Source organism: Microbacterium sp. LWH10-1.2, assembly GCF_038397765.1.
GTDB classification, from domain to species: domain Bacteria; phylum Actinomycetota; class Actinomycetes; order Actinomycetales; family Microbacteriaceae; genus Microbacterium; species Microbacterium natoriense.
The window spans coordinates 1,178,192-1,192,211 of sequence record NZ_CP151638.1; the positions used below are offsets into that span (position 1 = coordinate 1,178,192).

Consider the following 14,020-nt stretch of genomic DNA (forward strand, 5'->3'; position numbering starts at 1 on the left):
CCGACGCTCAGTGAGCTGCGGAGCACGACGGTCCTCGTCTGCTGCTGTGCCGCGTACAATGGGGGCACGAGCATCGATCCGGCCATCACCGGGGAGCTCTCGGAAGAACGCATCGACAGGCTGAGCCTGCCGGGGCTAGTAGAACCGAGCGGGGCAGGCCCGTCACAGCCGCAGTGAGAGTGGCCCCGCCGTGAGGCGCGGTAAGCGAGGTGGTACCGCGGTCCGTGAGGATCGTCCTTGCGGCAGCATCCGCCACGACGATCACTGCGAGACGACATGACCTACCCGCGTTCCTCCTTCGGCCCCGCCGCCGATCAGGCTGCCTCCGTCGCACCGAGCCCCCGCTTCCCCGCCATCGAGCGCGAAGTGCTCGACTTCTGGGAGTCCGACCAGACGTTCCGCGCCTCGATCGAGCAGCGCGAGGGCGCCGACGAATGGGTCTTCTACGACGGCCCTCCGTTCGCGAACGGCCTGCCGCACTACGGCCACCTGCTCACCGGGTACGCGAAGGACGTGTTCCCGCGCTTCCAGACGATGCTCGGCAAGAAGGTCGACCGCGTCTTCGGCTGGGACACGCACGGTCTGCCGGCAGAGCTCGAGGCGATGAAGCAGCTCGGCATCACCGAGAAGAGCGAGATCGAGGACATGGGGATCGACGTCTTCAACGCGAAGGCGAAGGACTCGGTGCTCACGTACACGCGCGAGTGGCAGGACTACGTCACGCGTCAGGCGCGATGGGTCGACTTCGACCGCGGCTACAAGACGCTCGACCTCGGCTACATGGAGAGCGTGCTCTGGGCGTTCAAGACCCTGTACGAAAAGGGTCTCGCCTACGAGGGCTACCGCGTGCTGCCGTACTGCTGGCGCGACGAGACGCCCCTCAGCGCCCACGAGCTGCGTATGGACGACGACGTCTACAAGGATCGTCAGGACCCGTCCGTCACCGTGTCGTTCCCTCTGATCGGCGCGGAGGCTGAGCGGCTCGGCCTCGCCGGGGTGCGGGTGCTGGCCTGGACGACCACCCCGTGGACGCTCCCGACCAACCTCGCGCTCGCCGTGGGGCCCGACATCGAGTACGTCGTCGTGCCCGCGGGGCCGAACGGCGCCTCCGAGGGCGTCGACGGTGCGCGCTACCTGCTCGCCCGCGACCTGCTCGGCGGCTACGCGAAGGACCTCGGCTACGAGGATGCCGCGGCCGCTCTGGACGCCGCGAGCGGAACCGTCAAGGGTGCGCTGCTCGGCGGCCTCCGCTACGAGCCCCTGTTCTCGTACTACGCCGACACCGAGACCTACGGCACGCAGAACGCGTGGCAGATCCTCGTCGACGACTACGTCACGACCACCGACGGCACGGGCGTCGTGCACCAGGCGCCCGCGTACGGTGAGGACGACCAGCGGGTGGCCGAGGCCGCCGGCATCCCGACCATCCTGTCGCTCGACGACGGAGGGCGCTTCCTCCCGAACGTCACCGACGTCGCCGGCGAGCTGTGGATGGACGCGAACACGCCGCTGATCCGTCTGCTCCGCGCCGAGCAGCGCCTGGTCCGCGAGCAGAGCTACGTGCACTCCTACCCGCATTGCTGGCGCTGCCGGAACCCTCTGATCTACAAGGCCGTCTCGAGCTGGTTCATCCGCGTCACCGACCTCAAGGACCGGATGCTCGCGAACAACGAGCAGATCACCTGGGTGCCTGAGAACGTCAAGCACGGTCAGTTCGGGAAGTGGCTCGAAGGCGCCCGCGACTGGTCGATCAGCCGCAACCGCTACTGGGGCTCGCCCATCCCGATCTGGAAGAGCGACGACCCGGAGTACCCCCGCGTCGACGCCTACGGTTCGCTGGAGGAGCTCGAGCGCGACTTCGGCGCGCTGCCGCGCAACCCCGAGGGCGAGATCGACCTGCACCGTCCGTACATCGACGACCTCACGCGTCCGAACCCCGACGACCCCACCGGTACGAGCACGATGCGCCGCATCGAGGACGTCTTCGACGTGTGGTTCGACTCGGGCTCGATGCCGTACGCGCAGGTGCACTACCCGTTCGAGAACCAGGAGTGGTTCGATTCGCACGCCCCCGCCGACTTCATCGTCGAGTACATCGGGCAGACGCGCGGCTGGTTCTACGTGATGCACGTGCTGTCGACCGCGCTCTTCGACCGCCCCGCGTTCACGGGTGTCAGCTGCCACGGCATCGTGCTGGGCAGCGACGGGTACAAGATGTCGAAGTCGCTGCGCAACTACCCGGACGTGTCGGAGGTCCTCGACCGCGACGGCTCCGACGCGATGCGCTGGTTCCTCATGTCGAGCTCCGTGCTCCGCGGCGGCAACCTCGCCGTCACCGAGGAGGGCATCCGCGCCGGCGTGCGCGAGTTCCTGCTGCCGCTGTGGAACTCCTGGTACTTCTTCGCGACCTACGCCAACGCGGCGACCGAGGGCGGCTACGAGGCGTCGTGGCGCACCGACTCGACGGATGTGCTCGACCGCTACATCCTGGCGCGCCTCGGCGATCTCGTGCGCGACGTCCGCGTCGACCTCGAGGGACTCGACTCCACCACGGCGTCCGCTCGCCTGCGCGACTTCGCGGAGGTGCTGACCAACTGGTACATCCGCCGCTCGCGCGACCGGTTCTGGGAGGGCTCGAGCACCGAGGCGTTCGACACGCTCTACACGGTGCTCGAGACGCTGTGCCGCGTGGCGGCGCCCCTCGTGCCGCTGGTGAGCGAGCGCGTGTGGCAGGGACTCACCGGCGGGCGCAGCGTGCACCTGCAGGACTGGCCCGATGCCTCCGCGTTCCCCGCGGCCGATGAGATCCGTGATGCGATGGACGCCGTGCGTGAGCTGTCCAGCGTCGGCAACGCGCTGCGCAAGAAGGAGAAGCTGCGCGTCCGTCTGCCGCTCGCGCGGCTCACGGTCGTCTCGCCGCTCGCCGCGACGCTCGGCCAGTTCGAGGACATCCTCCGCGAGGAGCTGAACGTCAAGTCCGTCGAACTGGTGCAGCAGACCGAGACCACCGCATCCGAGTACGGCATCGACCACCGCCTCAGCGTCAACGCGCGCGCCGCCGGCCCTCGCCTGGGCAAGGACGTGCAGAAGGCGATCCAGGCCGCCCGCAGCGGCGACTGGTCGGAGACCGACGGGGTGGTGACCGCGGGCGGCATCGCCCTCGAGCCCGCCGAGTACGAGCTCGTGCTGGAGACGACGGGGCGCCCCGAGGGCGAGGCGCTCGCGATCGTGCCGACCGGCGGCTTCGTGCTGCTCGACACCCGGACCACTCCCGAGCTCGAAGCCGAGGGCCTGGCGCGCGACGTCATCCGCGCCGTGCAGGAGACCCGCAAGAACGCGGGCTTCGACGTCAGCGACCGGATCCGTCTCGACCTCCGATTCGACAGCGATGCGGACGCGGATGCCGTGGCCGGCGCGTTCGAGATCGCCGATGTCGCGGGGGAGACCCTCGCTCTCCAGCACGGCGTCCACCGCGGCGGCACCGAACTGCCCGCCGCGGAGTTCGAGGCCGTCATCTCGACGGGCACCTACGCCAACACGGGCGACTTCACGGTCGCCGTCAGCCGGATCGGAGGCGCAGCATGAGCGCACGCGAGCGGGCGGATGCCGTCTACGAGGCTCTGCTGAGCCGGGCGGGTGAGCGCTGGGTGCAGCCGCGCAAGGAGCGCGTCGCCCGCATCCTCGCCTTCCTCGACGACCCGCAGAAGACGTACCGGGTCGTGCACATCACGGGCACGAACGGCAAGACGTCGACCGCGCGGATGATCGAGAGCCTGCTGCGGGCGCACGACCTGCGCACCGGACTGTTCACGAGCCCGCATCTGGAGCGCTTCACCGAACGCATCATGATCGACGGCGAACCGATCTCCGACGAGGCCGTCGCCGACGCCTGGGACGAGATCGAGCCCTTCGTCGGGATCGTCGACGCCGAGCTGGAGGCCGCGGGCGATGCGCCGCTGACGTTCTTCGAGCTGCTCACCGTGCTCGCCTTCGTGGCGGTGGCGGATGCTCCGGTCGACGTGCTCGTGCTGGAGGTCGGCATGGGGGGCGAGTGGGACTCGACGAACACCGCCGACGGCGACGTCGCGGTGTTCGCGCCGATCGACATCGACCACGCCGACCGCCTGGGAGACACGATCGCCGCGATCGCCCAGGTGAAGGCGGGGATCATCAAGGAGGGCGCAGCGGTGGTCTCCGCGCAGCAGCCCGCCGAGGCGGCCGAGGTCCTCCGTCGGGTCGCCGCCGAGAAGAACGCGGACATCGCGTTCGAGGGCGAGGAGTTCGGACTCACCGAGCAGAAGCTCGCCGTCGGCGGGCAGCTGCTGACTATCCGCGGGCTCGCGGGGGAGTACGCCGAGGAGTACCTGCCCCTCTACGGGGCGCACCAGGGCCATAACGCCGCCCTGGCCGTCGCGGCCGTGGAGTCGCTCATCGGGGGCGGCTCCAAGCCGATCGCGTCAGACGTGGTCACCGACGGTCTGCAGTCCGCGACCTCTCCCGGCCGCCTGCAGCTGCTCGGCATCGCTCCGACCGTGATCGTCGACGCCGCGCACAACCCGCACGGCGCCGCCGCCCTCGCACAGGCGCTGGACGACAGCTTCGACTTCGACGAGTGGGGTGTCGTGCTCGGCGTCCTCGCCGACAAGGACGCCGCAGGGATCGTGGCGAAGCTCGCCCCGGTCGCCGCGCACGTGTTCGCGACCGCTCCCGAGTCCGACCGCGCCAGCGACGCCGACGCGATCGCGGACCTCGTCGAGCAGACGGGGCACCGCGCCACCGTGCATCCGACCCTCGCCGAGGCCGCCGACGCGGCTCGCGAGTGGGCGGCCTCGTCGGATCGGCGCGCCGTCGTGATCGCGGGCTCCGTGGTGCTCGCGGGTGAGGCGATCGCCCTCGCCGAAGAGGAGGACTGGAAGTCGGGGTGGCGCGCGTGAGCGCAGCATCCGCTCCCGCGCGCTCTCCTCGACCGCCGCGCACCCTCGTGCAGAAGCTGGCGCCGGTGGTGCTCGGCTTCGAGTCGATCGTCGTCTTCCTTGCCGGACTCACGGTGTTCGGGTTGAAGGCGCTCCCCGACGGCGTCGAGCCGTGGTGGGGGATCGTCGGCGGCGGCATCGTCGCTCTCGCCTGCATCGCCGTGGCCGGCATGATCACCCGTCCGTGGGCGATCACCGCGGGCTGGGTGATCCAGGCGGTCATCGCGCTCTCCGCTGTCCTCGTGCCCGCCATCCTGCTCGTCGTCGTGATTTTCGGCGGCATGTGGGCGTATGCGACGATCGTGGGGGCGCGCGTGGATGCACGACGTCCCGCCGACCCGCAGAACTCGACTCAGACCGCGCAGACCTCAGACACAGAGAGTGAATGACATGGCCACCGAAGAAACCCTCGTCCTCGTCAAGCCGGACGGCGTCGCCCGCGGCCTCACCGGAGCGATCCTGGCGCGCATCGAGGCGAAGGGCTACGCCCTCGTCGACATCCGTCTCGTCGACCCCGACCGCGACCTCCTCGCCGCGCACTACGCCGAACACGAGGGCAAGCCGTTCTACGAGCCGCTGCTCGAGTTCATGCTCTCCGGCCCGTCGGTGGCGATCCGTCTCGCGGGCAACCGCGTGATCGAGGGCTTCCGTTCCCTCGCAGGCACCACCGACCCGACCACGGCGGCCCCCGGGACGATCCGCGGCGACTTCGGCCGCGACTGGGGCCTCAAGGTGCAGCAGAACCTCGTGCACGGCTCGGACAGCCCCGAGTCCGCCGCCCGCGAGCTCGGCATCTGGTTCGACTGAGCCCGCCCTCCGCAACGAGAGAGCCCTCCCGCATCTTCGCGATGCGGGAGGGCTCCTCGTTTCCGTACGGGGCTCAGAAGATGATGCGGATCATCTCGCCGATGAAGTCGATGCCCTTGAGCTGAGCCATGGCGATGATGATCGCGTAGGCCACGATCGCGGCCAGCGTCACCCAGGCCATGAGGCTCCCCGCGCGCTCCTGGACCTTCTCGTTCCGGGTGAAGGTGCCGTTGCGGGTGAGATGCAGCATCGTCGCGAAGAAGGTGGGGATGGTGACGGCCCAGGTCACCATGCACCACGGGCAGAGGACGACGAGGTCGTAGATGCTCTGCGAGATCAGCCAGCAGACGAACCCGAAGGCGAAGGTGATGCCGGCGCCGAAGATCGCCCAGAACCACCGGGGGAAGCGCGCTCCGGCGAGGACGGCCACACCGATCACGAGGGGCGCCATCCAGCCGGTGAGGCCGAGGATCGGGTTGGGGAAGCCGAAGACCGATCCCTGCCAGGAGAGGAGGTTCTTGCCGCACTGGATGAACGGGCTGATATCGCAGCTGAGGCTCGCCTCGGGGTTCTCCATGATCACGAACTTCTCGATCGTGAGCTGGAATGCGGCGAACCAGCCCACCACGCTCGCGACGATCAACCAGATTCCGTAGCCGATGGGGCGGGTGCGCTGCTCGCTCATATGTGGATTATCACAGCGATTGCTATGCGCCCGACGAGAACGCGCCAGCGGCGCGCGAGGGAGCGGATGCCGCGAACACGCCCACATGGTGCGATAATGGCCTGTGATGCACCGCTCGGCACACGCCGTGGCACGCATCGACGCAGACTTCGGGGCCGTATGCCCCACGTGATCAGAGCCGTGAGCCGGTCACACACCGAGTGAGTTCGCGGCACCTGCGGGTGCCGCATGAGATTTCGCGAGGCACCGGGTGCCGCGCGCGAGGAGTTCGCCAGAGATGGCCGATGAGACCAATGACTACGACGCCCCTACCCTCGACTTCTCTGCGGATGCTGACGCACCCGCAGAGGTAGTCGTCGACGCTGCGGAGGACGCTGAATCCTCCGAGGCGATCGACGCCCCCGAGGTCGACGCCCCCGCCGATGCGGCCGAGGCAGACGCCCCCGAGGGCGGTGCCCCGATCGACGGCACCCCGGAGCACGACACTGCCGAGGCACCAGAGGGTGACGCTCCTGAGGGGGCTGACGCTCCTGAGGGTGACGCCTCCGAGGCCGACGCCCCGGTCGTTGACGCCCCTCGCTCGTCGAGCGAGGACGGCGGAGCCGACCGAGACGAGACGCCCGCTGCGACGGACGAGCCCGGTGCTCCGGCATCCGCTGCCGCCGACGCGGCAGACGCCCAGCCCGCCGCCGTGGAGTCCGCACCCGTCGAGGAGCCGGCTACTCCCGCCGCGGAGCCGAAGGTCGAAGAGCCTGTCGCGGTGGAGGAGCCCGCTGCGCCCGCGCCGGTGACCGCCGTGTCGCTCGGCCTGCTGCCCGAGGTGTTCGTCTCGCAGGTGTCCACGCAGCTGCACTTCTACGCTCCCGAGTTCGTCCCGCTCCCGGCACGCCCCGGTCGCGTCTTCGACCGCATCGCCGAGCGCGACCCGCAGCGCGAGCCTGAGGAGTCGGCATCCGCACGAGGACGCCGTCGCCGCCGTGGTGGCTCCGAGGGCGACGACGAGCGCTCCGAGCCCCGTCAGCCGCGCCAGCGCGTCGTCGAGTACATCACCGAGCCGAAGGCGATCAAGGGGTCGACCCGCCTGGAGGCGAAGAAGCAGCGCCGTCGCGACGGTCGCGATGCCGGTCGCCGCCGTCCCGTCGTGACCGAGGCCGAGTTCCTCGCTCGCCGCGAGTCCGTCGACCGCAAGATGGTCGTCCGCTCCAAGAACGGCCGCACCCAGATCGGCGTCCTCGAGGACGGCGTGCTCGTCGAGCACTACGTCGCCCGCAACCAGGACGCATCGCTGATCGGCAACGTCTACCTCGGACGCGTGCAGAACGTGCTCCCGAGCATGGAGGCCGCCTTCGTCGACATCGGCCGCGGCCGCAACGCCGTGCTGTACTCCGGCGAGGTCGACTGGGACGGCGTCGAGACCGGCAACCAGCCCCGCCGCATCGAGCTCGCGCTCAAGCCCGGCGACCGCGTGCTCGTCCAGGTCACGAAGGACCCGGTCGGCCACAAGGGCGCCCGCCTCACCAGCCAGATCTCGCTCCCCGGCCGGTACCTCGTGTACGTGCCCGGCGGATCGATGAACGGCATCAGCCGCAAGCTGCCCGACAACGAGCGCGCGCGACTCAAGCGCATCCTCAAGGAGGTGCTCCCCGAGTCCTCCGGAGTGATCGTGCGCACGGCGGCCGAGGGCGCCACGGAGGAGCAGCTGACGCGCGACGTGCAGCGCCTCACGACCCAGTGGGAGCACATCCAGAAGCAGGTGGAGAACCAGCAGGCTCCCGCACTGCTGCACGCCGAGCCGGATCTGCTCGTCAAGATCGTCCGCGACGTCTTCAACGAGGACTTCACGAAGATGCTGATCCAGGGCGACGAGTCGCAGCGCACCATCCGCGCCTACCTGGAGAGCGTCGCTCCCGACCTGCTCGAGCGTGTGGAGTCGTACGAGGACGAGACCGACCCGTTCGACGCGTTCCGCATCACGGAGCAGATCGAGAAGGCCCTCGACCGCAAGGTATGGCTGCCCTCCGGCGGCTCCCTCGTGATCGACCGCACCGAGGCCATGACGGTCGTCGACGTCAACACCGGAAAGTTCGTCGGCTCCGGGGGAAACCTCGAGGAGACCGTCACCAAGAACAACCTGGAGGCGGCAGAGGAGATCGTCCGCCAGCTGCGACTGCGCGACATCGGCGGCATCATCGTCGTCGACTTCATCGACATGGTGCTGGAGTCGAACCGCGACCTCGTGCTGCGCCGTCTCATCGAGTGCCTCAGCCGGGACCGCACGAAGCACCAGGTCGCCGAGGTCACCTCGCTCGGCCTCGTGCAGATGACCCGCAAGAAGCTCGGGCTCGGCCTCCTGGAGACCTTCAGCGAGGCGTGCGAGGTCTGCGCCGGCCGCGGTGTCATCGTGCACCACGACCCCGTCGTGAAGCACCGAGCGCCGTCGAACGGGAACGGACAGCAGAACCGTCGCCAGCGCGGCAACTCGGCGCCGGCCCAGAGCGCGCCGCCGGCCCCGAACGTGACGCACAGCATCCCCGAGGGTGCGAAGTCGGCCCTCGCGCAGATCGCCGCGTCGACGCTCGCCCCGAACGCGGAGGGAGCGACGGATGCCGCCGCGCCCGCCGTCGAGCCGACCGCGGCGCAGGAGCGTCCGAAGAAGGCCCGCAAGAAGCGCGGGTCCGATCGGAAGGCGCCGAAGTCGCCCGCCGAGCAGCTGCTCGACTCGGTGCTGGACGCCCTTCCCGAGCCGAAGGCGCCCGGTCAGGGCCGTGGCCGTCGTCGGGTGACCACGGCGGCTCTCACGGGCACGCCCGTGTCGGTGAACTCCGAGTCGTCAGCTCCGGTCGCGGGCGGGGACGCGCAGTCCTGAGGCGATCAGCCTGCGCACCAGCTCCTTGCCGCCGACGTGCTGAGCGCCGGCGGCGATGAGTCGGGGGATCATGTCCTCCGGCACGTCGTAGTGGTCGAGGTCGAAAGCGCGCTCCGGCACGCTCAGAGACCTCGCGAAGGCGTGCAGCTCGTCCAGGCTCTCATCGCTCACGAGATGCGCCCACAGGCGCCCGTGCGCGGGCCAGAGCGGATCATCGACGAGCACGGTCATGCTGTCAGCCTACGACCGGACACACCCCGCAGGACGTTTTGCGACACCGCCCGGCATCCGGTAAAGTAGTCCCTTGGTGCGTATGCCGCCCCGTCCTCGACGGTCGGTGCGGAGAGTCTTGCGTTCGCACCCGTCGCCCCGCGATGAATGCAAGCAACAGTCTTCCCGTGAGATTCTCGGAGCACCGTGCTCCCCAACGAAACAGGTATGAAGTGGTTTACGCAGTAGTGCGCGCCGGTGGGCGGCAGGAGAAGGTCGAGGTCGGCACGATCGTTCAGCTCGACCGTGTTCAGGCTGCCCAGGGCGAGAAGATCGAGCTGCCCGCTGTGCTGCTCGTCGACGGCGCCACGGTGACCACCGACGCTGACAAGCTCGCGAAGGTCAAGGTCACGGCAGAGGTTCTCGGCAACCTCCGCGGCCCGAAGATCATCATCCAGAAGTACAAGAACAAGACCGGCTACAAGAAGCGTCAGGGCCACCGCCAGGAGCTCACGCGCGTCAAGATCACCGGCATCAAGTAAGACCGAGGAGACCCAGGACATGGCACACAAAAAGGGCGCAAGCTCCACCCGCAACGGTCGTGACTCCAACGCACAGCGACTCGGCGTCAAGCGCTTCGGCGGCCAGCAGGTCCTCGCCGGCGAGATCATCGTCCGCCAGCGCGGCACGCACTTCCACCCCGGCGTGAACGTCGGCCGTGGTGGCGACGACACGCTGTTCGCTCTCGCCGCCGGTGCGGTCGAGTTCGGCGCGAAGGGCGGCCGCAAGGTCGTCAACATCGTCGCCGCTGCTGAGTAATCGCAGCACGACACATCTACATCCGATTCGGGGCGGGCTTCGGCCCGCCCCGAATTCGTCTATGAGGAGAGAGACATGGTCACCTTCGTCGACACCGTGACGCTGCATCTGCGCGCGGGCAAGGGCGGCAACGGCTGTGTCTCCGTGCACCGCGAGAAGTTCAAGCCGCTCGGCGGCCCCGACGGCGGCAACGGCGGAGACGGCGGCGACATCGTGCTCGTCGCCGATCCGCAGACGGGCACCCTGCTGTCGTACCACCACTCGCCGCACCGCTCCTCCGGTAACGGCGGCCCAGGCATGGGCGACCACCGCTCCGGATTCCTCGGCGAGACGCTGGAGCTTCTGGTTCCGGTCGGCACCGTGGTGAAGAACCCCGCGGGCGAGGTCCTGATCGACATGATCATCCCGGGGGAGCGCTTCGTGGTCGCCGCGGGCGGACAGGGCGGTCTGGGCAATGCGGCCCTCGCCACTCCGAAGCGCAAGGCTCCGGGCTTCGCGCTCCTCGGCACTCCCGGCTACGAGGGCGATGTCGTCCTCGAGCTCAAGACCGTCGCCGACGTCGCGCTCGTGGGCTACCCGTCGGCCGGCAAGTCGAGCCTGATCGGCGCGATCTCCGCGGCGCGCCCGAAGATCGCCGACTACCCATTCACCACGCTGCACCCCAACCTCGGCGTCGTGCAGCAGGGCGACTTCCGGTACACGGTCGCGGATGTGCCCGGTCTCATCGAGGGTGCGAGCGAGGGGCGCGGGCTCGGCCTCGAGTTCCTCCGTCATGTCGAGCGCTGCTCCGCGCTGCTGCACGTCCTCGACTGCGCCACTCTCGAACCGGGGCGCGACCCGATCTCCGATCTCGACGTCATCCTCGCCGAGCTCGCCGCGTACGAGGTCCCCGAGGGGCAGACTCCGCTCCTGGAGCGCCCGCAGCTCATCGCTCTGAACAAGGTCGACGTGCCGGAGGCCCGCGATCTCGCCGAGCTCGTGCGCCCCGAGCTCGAGGCCCGCGGCTTCCGCGTGTTCGAGATCTCCACGGTCTCCCACGAGGGGCTCCGTCCGCTCACCTTCGCGTTGGGCGAGATCGTCGACAAGCACCGGGCCGAGGCCGCTCTCGAGACGCCGCCGGAGCGCGTCGTCATCCGTCCTCGGGGTTCGAAGAAGGACTTCTCGATCCGCGTCGAGGGCGGCACATACGGCAACATCTACCGCATCCTCGGCGAGAAGCCGGTGCGCTGGGTGCAGCAGACCGACTTCCAGAACGAGGAGGCCGTGGGCTTCCTCGCCGACCGACTCGAGAAGCTGGGCGTCGAGGACGAGCTGTTCCGTCTGGGCGCCGTGCAGGGCTCCACCGTCGTGATCGGCGAGGGCGACAGCATCGTCTTCGACTGGGAGCCGACGATGACCTCCGCCGCCGAGCTGATGGCGGCTCCTCGTGGCACCGACCCGCGTCTGGCGCCGAACGCGCGCCGCACCACCTCCGAGCGTCGTGAGCAGTACTACGAGCGCATGGATGCCAAGGCCGAGGCTCGTGCGGAGGTGGAGGCTCAGCGTCTCGCGGCATATCGCGAGGATGAGAAGTGACCGCCCGCACCAGGGCGGACATCGCGACGGCATCCCGCATCGTCGTCAAGGTGGGGTCCTCGTCGATCAGCGGTGAGGCCTCGTGGCGGATCCCGGTTCTCGTGGAGGCTCTCGCCGCCGCTCACGCGCGGGGGTGTGAGGTCATCCTCGTCTCCTCGGGCGCCATCGCCACCGGCATCCCGTTCCTCCGCCTCGACGCGCGGCCGACCGACCTCGCCACGCAGCAGGCCGCAGCGGCCGTCGGGCAGAACATCCTCGTCTACCGGTATCAGGAGGCCATGCGCCCCTTCGACATCGTCGCGGGGCAGGTGCTCCTCACCACAGGCGACCTGGAGAACCCGACGTCGCGCAGCAACGCCCGACGGGCGATGGAGCGGCTTCTCGGACTGCGCATCCTCCCCATCGTGAACGAGAACGACACCGTGGCCACGCAGGAGATCCGCTTCGGCGACAACGACCGGCTGGGAGCGCTCGTCGCACAGCTGATCGAAGCCGACGCGCTCGTGCTGCTCAGCGACATCGAGTCGCTGTACACGAAGCCGCCGACCGACCCCGGTGCCGAGCCCATCGACGTCGTCGCTCCCGACGCCGACCTGTCGGGTCTGGAGTTCGGCTCGACGGTCGTCAACAGCGTCGGCACCGGGGGAGCGGCCACCAAGGTCTCCGCCGCGCGGCTCGCGGCGGCATCGGGGATCGGCGTTCTCGTGACGAGCGCCGACCTCGTCGACCAGGCCCTCGCCGGCGCCGAAATAGGGACCTGGTTCGCGCCCGCGGTCTCCTAGACTGACGGGATGACCGACCTGACCCCGCAGGTGCGCCTGGAGCGCGCCAAGGAGACCTCCCGCGCCACCGCCGCGCTCACCAGCGACGACAAGGCCCGCGTCCTCGAATCGATCGCCGTGGCGCTCGAGCAGAACGCGCCGCGCATCATCGAGGCGAACGCCGCGGACATCGTCCGGGGTCGGGAGAGCGGCATCGGTGAATCGCTGATCGACCGGCTCCGTCTCGACGAGAAGCGGGTGTCGGCCCTCGCCGCAGCCGTCCGCGAGGTCGCTGCCCTCGCCGATCCCGTCGGCAGGGTCGTCGGCGGGCATCGGATGCCGAACGGCGTCTCGCTCGAGCAGGTCAGGGTCCCGTTCGGGGTCGTCGGCGCGATCTACGAGGCGCGCCCCAACGTCACGGTCGACATCGCCGCTCTGGCACTGCGTTCCGGCAACGCCGTCGTCCTCCGCGGCGGCAGCGCCGCCCTGGAGTCGAACACGGTCCTCGTCGCGATCATGCGCGAGGCGCTCGAGAGCGCCGGCCTCACCGCCGAGGCCATCCAGACCGTCGACGACTTCGGTCGCGACGGCGCCAAGGCCCTCATGCACGGCCGCGGGTTCATCGACGTGCTCGTGCCCCGCGGCAGCGCTGGTCTCATCGAGACCGTCGTCACCGAGTCCACCGTCCCCGTCATCGAGACCGGCGCTGGCGTCGTGCACATCGTGCTCGACGAGAGCGCGCCCGACGACTGGGCGCGCGACATCGTCGTGAACGCGAAGGTGCAGCGCCCCAGCGTGTGCAATGCGGTCGAGACGGTGCTGGTGCACCGTCAGGCAGCCCCGCGCCTCATCCCTCTCGTTGCGAGCGCCCTGCAGAGCGAGGGCGTCGCGATCCACGGAGACGACATCGTCGCAGGGCTCGTGTCGAACGTGATCCCGGCGACCGAGGAGGACTGGGCGACCGAGTACCTCAGCCTCGACATCGCGATGAAGATCGTCGACTCGCTCGACGACGCGCTGGAGCACATCCGGCGCTACAGCACCGGGCACACCGAGTCGATCATCTCCACCGATTCCCGCAGCATCGAGCGCTTCCTGGCGGAGGTGGACTCCGCCGTCGTGATGGCGAACGCCTCCACGCGCTTCACCGACGGCGGGGAGTTCGGGTTCGGCGCCGAGGTGGGCATCTCGACGCAGAAGCTGCACGCACGAGGTCCGATGGGGCTCGCCGAGCTGACCAGCACGAAGTGGTTGGCGCGTGGATCAGGGCAGACCCGCGGCTGAGGACTAGACTAGGGGGCGCTGTACCGCCCGAAGGTCATGA

General features: G+C 69.4%; 12 protein-coding genes. 10 read left to right on the forward strand and 2 right to left on the reverse strand.

Annotated features, from left to right (window positions below; translation table 11 throughout):
• Nucleotides 1–276 precede the first annotated feature (276 nt).
• The 4 genes from ileS to ndk are packed head-to-tail and all read left to right on the forward strand — an operon-like array spanning nucleotide 277 to nucleotide 5,780.
• Nucleotides 277–3,585 (forward strand): isoleucine--tRNA ligase, encoded by a 3,309-nt coding sequence (gene ileS / locus MRBLWH10_RS05560; RefSeq protein WP_341941934.1) that lies wholly within the window; start codon nucleotides 277–279, stop codon nucleotides 3,583–3,585.
• Nucleotides 3,582–4,934: a folylpolyglutamate synthase/dihydrofolate synthase family protein gene (locus MRBLWH10_RS05565; protein ID WP_341941935.1), complete on the forward strand. Its 1,353-nt coding sequence runs from the start codon at nucleotides 3,582–3,584 to the stop codon at nucleotides 4,932–4,934. Before ileS ends, MRBLWH10_RS05565 begins: the two co-directional genes overlap by 4 nt.
• Nucleotides 4,931–5,362, forward strand: a complete 432-nt coding sequence (locus tag MRBLWH10_RS05570) for a DUF4233 domain-containing protein (RefSeq protein WP_341941936.1) — start codon at nucleotides 4,931–4,933, stop codon at nucleotides 5,360–5,362. The genes MRBLWH10_RS05565 and MRBLWH10_RS05570 overlap by 4 nt, the downstream gene beginning before the upstream one ends.
• A gap of 1 nt (nucleotide 5,363) precedes the next feature.
• Nucleotides 5,364–5,780 carry a nucleoside-diphosphate kinase gene (gene ndk, locus MRBLWH10_RS05575; protein ID WP_102192635.1) on the forward strand — a complete coding sequence of 139 codons (417 nt, stop codon included), beginning with the start codon at nucleotides 5,364–5,366 and terminating at the stop codon, nucleotides 5,778–5,780.
• Between the two features lie 73 nt (nucleotides 5,781–5,853).
• Here the strand turns inward: ndk and MRBLWH10_RS05580 are convergent, their stop codons facing one another.
• Entirely contained in the window at nucleotides 5,854–6,465 is a 612-nt protein-coding gene (locus MRBLWH10_RS05580) for a vitamin K epoxide reductase family protein (RefSeq protein WP_341941937.1), read from the reverse strand.
• A 277-nt stretch (nucleotides 6,466–6,742) separates the two neighbouring features.
• On the opposite strand from MRBLWH10_RS05580, the gene MRBLWH10_RS05585 reads away from it, so the two are divergent.
• The gene (locus tag MRBLWH10_RS05585) at nucleotides 6,743–9,331 is read left to right on the forward strand and encodes an Rne/Rng family ribonuclease (protein WP_341941938.1); all 2,589 of its coding nucleotides are present in this window, start codon (nucleotides 6,743–6,745) and stop codon (nucleotides 9,329–9,331) included.
• On the opposite strand, the gene MRBLWH10_RS05590 is transcribed toward MRBLWH10_RS05585, so the two are convergent.
• On the reverse strand, nucleotides 9,296–9,562 hold the full coding sequence (locus tag MRBLWH10_RS05590; RefSeq protein WP_105674477.1) for a DUF4031 domain-containing protein: 267 nt from the start codon (nucleotides 9,560–9,562) through the stop codon (nucleotides 9,296–9,298). The two genes, MRBLWH10_RS05585 and MRBLWH10_RS05590, sit on opposite strands and share 36 nt — an antisense overlap.
• A gap of 212 nt (nucleotides 9,563–9,774) precedes the next feature.
• Between MRBLWH10_RS05590 and rplU the strand changes: the two genes are divergently transcribed.
• From rplU to MRBLWH10_RS05615, 5 genes are all read left to right on the forward strand, one after another.
• Nucleotides 9,775–10,083: a 50S ribosomal protein L21 gene (rplU, locus tag MRBLWH10_RS05595; protein WP_181155890.1), complete on the forward strand. Its 309-nt coding sequence runs from the start codon at nucleotides 9,775–9,777 to the stop codon at nucleotides 10,081–10,083.
• 19 nt (nucleotides 10,084–10,102) lie between these two features.
• Nucleotides 10,103–10,360: a 50S ribosomal protein L27 gene (rpmA, locus tag MRBLWH10_RS05600; RefSeq protein WP_017202370.1), complete on the forward strand. Its 258-nt coding sequence runs from the start codon at nucleotides 10,103–10,105 to the stop codon at nucleotides 10,358–10,360.
• Nucleotides 10,361–10,435: 75 nt separating this feature from the next.
• On the forward strand, nucleotides 10,436–11,935 hold the full coding sequence (gene obgE, locus MRBLWH10_RS05605; protein WP_341941939.1) for a GTPase ObgE: 1,500 nt from the start codon (nucleotides 10,436–10,438) through the stop codon (nucleotides 11,933–11,935).
• Nucleotides 11,932–12,717, forward strand: a complete 786-nt coding sequence (gene proB, locus MRBLWH10_RS05610) for a glutamate 5-kinase (protein ID WP_105674483.1) — start codon at nucleotides 11,932–11,934, stop codon at nucleotides 12,715–12,717. Before obgE ends, proB begins: the two co-directional genes overlap by 4 nt.
• A 9-nt stretch (nucleotides 12,718–12,726) precedes the next feature.
• The gene (locus tag MRBLWH10_RS05615; protein WP_341941940.1) at nucleotides 12,727–13,980 is read left to right on the forward strand and encodes a glutamate-5-semialdehyde dehydrogenase; all 1,254 of its coding nucleotides are present in this window, start codon (nucleotides 12,727–12,729) and stop codon (nucleotides 13,978–13,980) included.
• The last annotated feature ends 40 nt before the right edge of the window (nucleotides 13,981–14,020 follow it).

Excerpts from the sequence above, each read along its gene's own strand:
- rpmA (WP_017202370.1), top strand. The coding sequence starts at position 10,103 with ATGGCACACAAAAAGGGCGCAAGCTCCACCCGCAACGGTCGTGACTCC.
- ndk (WP_102192635.1), top strand. The coding sequence starts at position 5,364 with ATGGCCACCGAAGAAACCCTCGTCCTCGTCAAGCCGGACGGCGTCGCC.
- MRBLWH10_RS05565 (WP_341941935.1), top strand. The coding sequence starts at position 3,582 with ATGAGCGCACGCGAGCGGGCGGATGCCGTCTACGAGGCTCTGCTGAGC.
- MRBLWH10_RS05615 (WP_341941940.1), top strand. The coding sequence starts at position 12,727 with ATGACCGACCTGACCCCGCAGGTGCGCCTGGAGCGCGCCAAGGAGACC.
- MRBLWH10_RS05590 (WP_105674477.1), bottom strand. The coding sequence starts at position 9,562 with ATGACCGTGCTCGTCGATGATCCGCTCTGGCCCGCGCACGGGCGCCTG.
- MRBLWH10_RS05585 (WP_341941938.1), top strand. The coding sequence starts at position 6,743 with ATGGCCGATGAGACCAATGACTACGACGCCCCTACCCTCGACTTCTCT.
- MRBLWH10_RS05580 (WP_341941937.1), bottom strand. The coding sequence starts at position 6,465 with ATGAGCGAGCAGCGCACCCGCCCCATCGGCTACGGAATCTGGTTGATC.
- obgE (WP_341941939.1), top strand. The coding sequence starts at position 10,436 with ATGGTCACCTTCGTCGACACCGTGACGCTGCATCTGCGCGCGGGCAAG.
- ileS (WP_341941934.1), top strand. The coding sequence starts at position 277 with ATGACCTACCCGCGTTCCTCCTTCGGCCCCGCCGCCGATCAGGCTGCC.